This is a genomic window from Sphingomonas sp. Leaf38 (assembly GCF_001421825.1).
Classification (GTDB): domain Bacteria; phylum Pseudomonadota; class Alphaproteobacteria; order Sphingomonadales; family Sphingomonadaceae; genus Sphingomonas.
In genome coordinates this window covers 340,305-345,520 of record NZ_LMLD01000012.1, presented here as the reverse complement: position 1 = coordinate 345,520, position 5,216 = coordinate 340,305, and the positions used below count along the sequence as shown (strand labels likewise).

General features: G+C 69.2%; 4 protein-coding genes. 3 read left to right on the top strand and 1 reads right to left on the bottom strand.

Annotated elements, in window-relative coordinates; translation table 11 throughout:
- Window positions 1-26 precede the first annotated feature (26 nt).
- Window positions 27-713 carry an extensin family protein gene (locus ASE88_RS17115; protein ID WP_321163437.1) on the bottom strand — a complete coding sequence of 229 codons (687 nt, stop codon included), beginning with the start codon at window positions 711-713 and terminating at the stop codon, window positions 27-29.
- 170 nt (window positions 714-883) lie between these two features.
- Between ASE88_RS17115 and ASE88_RS17110 the strand changes: the two genes are divergently transcribed.
- The 3 genes from ASE88_RS17110 to ASE88_RS17100 all read left to right on the top strand — a co-directional run.
- Entirely contained in the window at window positions 884-2,038 is a 1,155-nt protein-coding gene (locus ASE88_RS17110) for a phosphoserine transaminase (protein WP_056480194.1), read from the top strand.
- Between the two features lie 209 nt (window positions 2,039-2,247).
- Entirely contained in the window at window positions 2,248-3,825 is a 1,578-nt protein-coding gene (gene serA, locus ASE88_RS17105; protein ID WP_056480190.1) for a phosphoglycerate dehydrogenase, read from the top strand.
- Between the two features lie 343 nt (window positions 3,826-4,168).
- On the top strand, window positions 4,169-5,216 hold a 1,048-nt coding region (locus ASE88_RS17100), incomplete at its 3' end, for an ATP phosphoribosyltransferase regulatory subunit (protein ID WP_056480396.1).

Here is a 5,216-nt window from a genome sequence, read left to right as displayed (position 1 = left end):
CCCGGCCACGCCGCTAGACCGATGTCCTAACGGCAGAAATTCGCGCGATCGTCCTCGAGATGCAGGTGGTTGCGGTGCGCGGCGTTGTAGTCGGGGCTGAGCACCGTCCCGAATCGCTTGCACGCGGATGCGCGGATGGTCTGGAGGAACTGCCGGACCTGCGGATCGGGCGAATTCCAGTCGTCGAGGAGCGTGATCCGCCGCCCGTCCTTCAGCACGAACCCGCCGACATCCACCGCGTTGGCGATCGCGTGGCCAGAGCGGCGGGTGGCGCCGCGGGCCGAGCCGACGACGTTGCGGCACGCATAGCTGCCCATGCTGTCGATCCGCGCGAGTTCGCTGCCGAGCATCTGGTACGCGGCAGGCGCGACCGCGTTGCGGGTCCAGCCGATAAACGCCCGCGCCGCGCCGCAGCGCACCGCGGTGAGATTGGCGACCGGCACGCCGATGTCGACGAGCTTCACCGTGCCCAACAGGCCACAGCCCGGCCCGGTCTCGCGATCGGGCAGTACCTGGAACGAGACGTGAAGTTCGCGCAGGTCGGCGAGGCATTGCGCGGTCTCGCGGTTGCTCGGGACCGACAGGTTGGGGCGCGTCTGTTGCGGCGCGGTGGGGCGATCGGCGCGACCGCAGGCGGCCAGCGCCAGCGCCAGCATCACCACCGCCGTCACGCTGCGAGTATTCCCGTGTCCGCCCATCGTCGTGCCTCGCATGATGGATGACGTGCTGCACCATTGGCTTCGGAACAAGCCCGGGGTGATGGGGCGAGGGCGCGGCGCGGTGGAGCGAGTCCGGAGCGGTTGACTCCCCGCGCCACGTGTTTAGGGCCGGCAACGGGCCACGCGGTCCCAACGCCGCGCGTGCTCTCTGTGAGGAGAGATACATGACTGATACGACCTACGCCCCCGCCACGGGTGCGCCTGCGCTGCCTGCCACCAAACCGGCACGCCCCTTTTTCTCCAGCGGTCCTTGCGCGAAGCCTCCGGGCTGGTCCGCGGACAAGCTCGCCACCGCTTCGCTCGGTCGCTCGCATCGCTCGAAGATCGGCAAGACCCGCCTCCAGTACAGCATCGACCTGATGCGCGAACTGTTGAAGCTCCCCGATACGCACCGCATCGGCATCGTCCCCGGCTCCGACACCGGCGCGTACGAGATGGCGATGTGGACGATGCTGGGCGCCAAGGCCGTCACCGCGCTCGCCTGGGAAAGCTTCGGCGAGGGCTGGGTGACCGATGCGGTCAAGCAGCTGAAGATCGACCCGACCGTGATCCGCGCCGATTACGGCCAGATCCCCGATCTGGACTCGGTCGACTGGTCGAACGACGTGCTGTTCACCTGGAACGGCACCACCAGCGGCGTGCGCGTGCCCAACGCCGACTGGATCCCCGACGACCGCGAGGGCCTCTCGTTCGCCGATGCGACGTCGGGCGTGTTCGCCTATGACATCGACTGGACGAAGATCGATGTCGCGACCTTCTCGTGGCAGAAGGTCCTCGGCGGCGAGGGTGCGCACGGCGTGCTGATCCTCGGCCCCCGCGCCGTCGAGCGGCTCGAGAGCTACACCCCCGCCTGGCCGCTGCCGAAGGTGTTCCGCCTCGTCTCGAAGGGCAAGCTCGCCGAGGGCGTGTTCAAGGGCGAGACGATCAACACCCCGTCGATGCTGGCGGTCGAGGACGCGATCTTCAGCCTCGAATGGGCGAAGTCGCTGGGCGAGGACGGGTTGATCGCACGCTCCGACGCCAATGCCGCGGCTCTCGACAAGATCGTGGCGGAACGCGACTGGCTCGGCCATCTCGCCGCCGATCCGGCGACGCGCTCGCGTACCAGCGTCTGCCTGACGGTCGAGGGTGCGGACGAGGCGATGATCAAGACGATGGCCGCCGCCCTCGAAAAGGCCGGTGCTGCGTATGACGTCGCCGGCTACCGCGACGCGCCTCCGGGCCTGCGAATCTGGTGCGGCGCGACCGTCGATACCGCCGATATCGAAGCGCTCGGGCCGTGGCTCGACTGGGCCTACGCCACCGCCAAGTCCGCTTAACCGCTACCGCGCGTTCGTTCGTCCGCCGACACCCACCCCTTCTCCGTCATCCCGGCGAACGCCGGGACCCATGGACACGGAGCATCCGCTCATGACGCGGACCGCAACCATGGGCCCCGGCGTCCGCCGGGGTGACGGAAATGGGGTGAGGATGGGGTCGTAAACCGAACGCGCGCCACCGTTTCCCCGAAATTCCCAGGAGCAATCCCATGCCAAAAGTCCTCATTTCCGACAAAATGGATCCCCGCGCCGCCCAAATCTTCCGCGAGCGCGGCGTCGAAGTCGACGAGATCACCGGCAAGACGCCCGCCGAACTGATGGCGATGATCGGCGCGTATGACGGTCTCGCGATCCGCAGCTCGACCAAGGTCACCAAGGAGATCCTCGAGCACGCGACCAATTTGAAGGTCGTCGGCCGCGCCGGCATCGGCGTCGATAACGTCGACATCCCCGCCGCGTCGGCGAAGGGCGTCGTCGTGATGAACACGCCGTTCGGCAACTCGATCACCACCGCCGAGCACGCCATCGCGCTGATGTTCGCGCTCGCCCGCCAGCTGCCCGAGGCCGACGCCTCGACCCAGGCCGGCAAGTGGGAAAAGAACCGCTTCATGGGCGTCGAGCTGACGTCGAAGACGCTCGGCCTGATCGGCGCGGGCAATATCGGCTCGATCGTCGCCGACCGCGCGCGCGGCCTCAAGATGAAGGTCGTCGCGTTCGATCCGTTCCTGACGCCCGAGCGCGCGATCGAGATGGGCGTCGAGAAGGTCACGCTCGACGAGCTGCTCGCGCGCGCCGACTTCATCACGCTGCACACGCCGCTGACCGACCAGACGCGCAACATCCTCTCGGCCGAGGCGCTCGCCAAGACCAAGAAGGGGGTGCGGATCATCAACTGCGCACGCGGCGGCCTGATCGACGAGGTCGCGCTCAAGGCGGCGCTCGATTCGGGCCAGGTCGGCGGCGCCGCGCTCGACGTGTTCGTCGACGAGCCCGCCAAGACATCGCCGCTGTTCGGCACGCCCAACTTCGTCAGCACGCCGCATCTCGGTGCGTCGACCAGCGAGGCGCAGGTCAACGTCGCGATCCAGGTCGCCGAGCAGATGGCCGACTTCCTGATGTCGGGCGGCGTCACCAACGCACTCAACATGCCGTCGCTGTCGGCCGAGGAAGCGCCGCGTCTCAAGCCCTATATGGCGCTCGCCGAAAAGCTCGGCTCGATGGTCGGCCAGCTCGCGCACGGCTCGATCGATCGGATCTCGGTACACAGCGAAGGCGCCGCCGCCGAGCTCAACCCCAAGCCGATCACCAGCGCGGTGCTCGCCGGGTTCCTCAAGACGCAGACCGCGACCGTCAACATGGTCAACGCACCGCTGATCGCGCGCGACCGCGGCGTCGAGGTCCGCGAGGTCCGCACCGAGCGCGAGGGCGATTACCACACGCTGCTGCGCGTCGCGGTCCGCACCGAGGATGGCGAGCGGTCGGTTGCGGGCACGCTGTTCGGCGACCAGGCACCGCGTCTGGTCGAGCTGTTCGGGGTGAAGATCGAGGCCGATCTGGCGGGGCCGATGCTCTATGTCGTCAACGTCGACGCGCCAGGCTTTATCGGCCGCCTCGGCACCGCGCTGGGCGAGGCGGGCGTCAACATCGGCACCTTCCACCTCGGCCGCCGCTCGGCGGGTGGCGAGGCGGTGCTGCTGCTGTCGGTCGACGAGGCGGTGACGCCGGACCTGCTGACCAAGGTCCGCGCGCTCCCGGGCGTGAAGACCGCAATGGGCCTGAACTTCTAAGGCTGCTACTTACTTAGCCCTCTCCCCTCCGGGGAGAGGGTTGGGTGAGGGGCCGTTGGGAAGGGCAGCGCTCGCGGCGCCCCTCACCCCGGCCCGCCCCCGATCCGACCCGGATGTCTCAATCCTCCCCCGCCAGGGGGAGGTGGCGCCGAAGGTGACGGAGGGGGAGGATAGGGCGACCAGCGTTATCGCTTCCGCCCCCTCCGTCAGGCTGCGCCTGCCACCTCCCCCCTGGCGGGGGAGGATCGTGCAAGGGCCGGTTTTTGTTGCTGCCTGCTAAGCCCGGACGTCATGCCGACGAACGCGGTTCAATCTCGCGGCAACCTGCTTTAGAGGCTCGCGCATGACTGCTTTGCTCCCCGAGGGATTTAGAGACCGCCTGCCGCCCTTCGCCGATTCGGCGGCGGCACTGGAAGCCCGCGTGCTAGAGGCCGCGCGTCTGCACGGTTACGAGCGCGTCGATCCGCCGCTCGCCGAATTCGCCGATGGGCTCGAGATGCGGCTGAAGGCAGGCGGGCTGCACGACGCGGTGCGATTCGTCGATCCGGTGTCGCAGCGCACGCTCGCGATCCGCCCCGACATCACCGCGCAGGTCGCGCGGATTGCCGCGACGCGGATGGGGCATCACCCGCGGCCGGTGCGCCTGAGCTACGCCGGTTCCGTCCTCAAACTTCGCGCATCGCAGCTCGCACCCGCGCGTGAGACACGGCAGATCGGCTGCGAGTTGATCGGGCTCGATTCGGTCGCCGCGGCGCAGGAACTCGTCGCGGTCGCGGTCGACATGATCGCCGCCGCCGACGTTACCGGCGCGTCGATCGACTTCACGCTGCCCGATCTGGTGCCGACGCTCGCCGCCGGCCCGCTCCCCGTCGCGGCCGAGCACGTCGCGACGCTGCGCGATCGCCTCGATGCGAAGGACGCCGGCGCGGTTGCCGCGCTCGCGCCCGCCTACCTCCCGCTGATCGAGGCCGCCGGTCCGTTCGCGCAGGCGATGGAGCGGTTGCGCGCGTTCGATACGAGCGGCGCGCTCGCCTCGCGGCTCGACGCGCTCGCACGGATTGCGGACGCGATCGACGGTCGGGTCGCGCTGACGCTCGATCCGACCGAGCGGCACGGGTTCGAATATCAGAGCTGGCTCGGCTTCTCGCTGTTCGCCGATGGCAGCGCGCGGGAGGTGGGCCGCGGCGGCACCTACACGATCGTCCACGAGACCGGCGCCGAGGAAGCCGCGACCGGTTTCTCGCTGTTCGCCGATGCGCTGGTCGGGCGCACCGCGAGCGTCGATCGCCGCCGCCTGTTCCTGCCGTTCGGCACGCCGGCCAGCGAAGGCGCGGCGATGCGCGCGCAGGGCTGGGTCACCGTCGCCGCGCTCGAGGCGGGCGACACCCCCG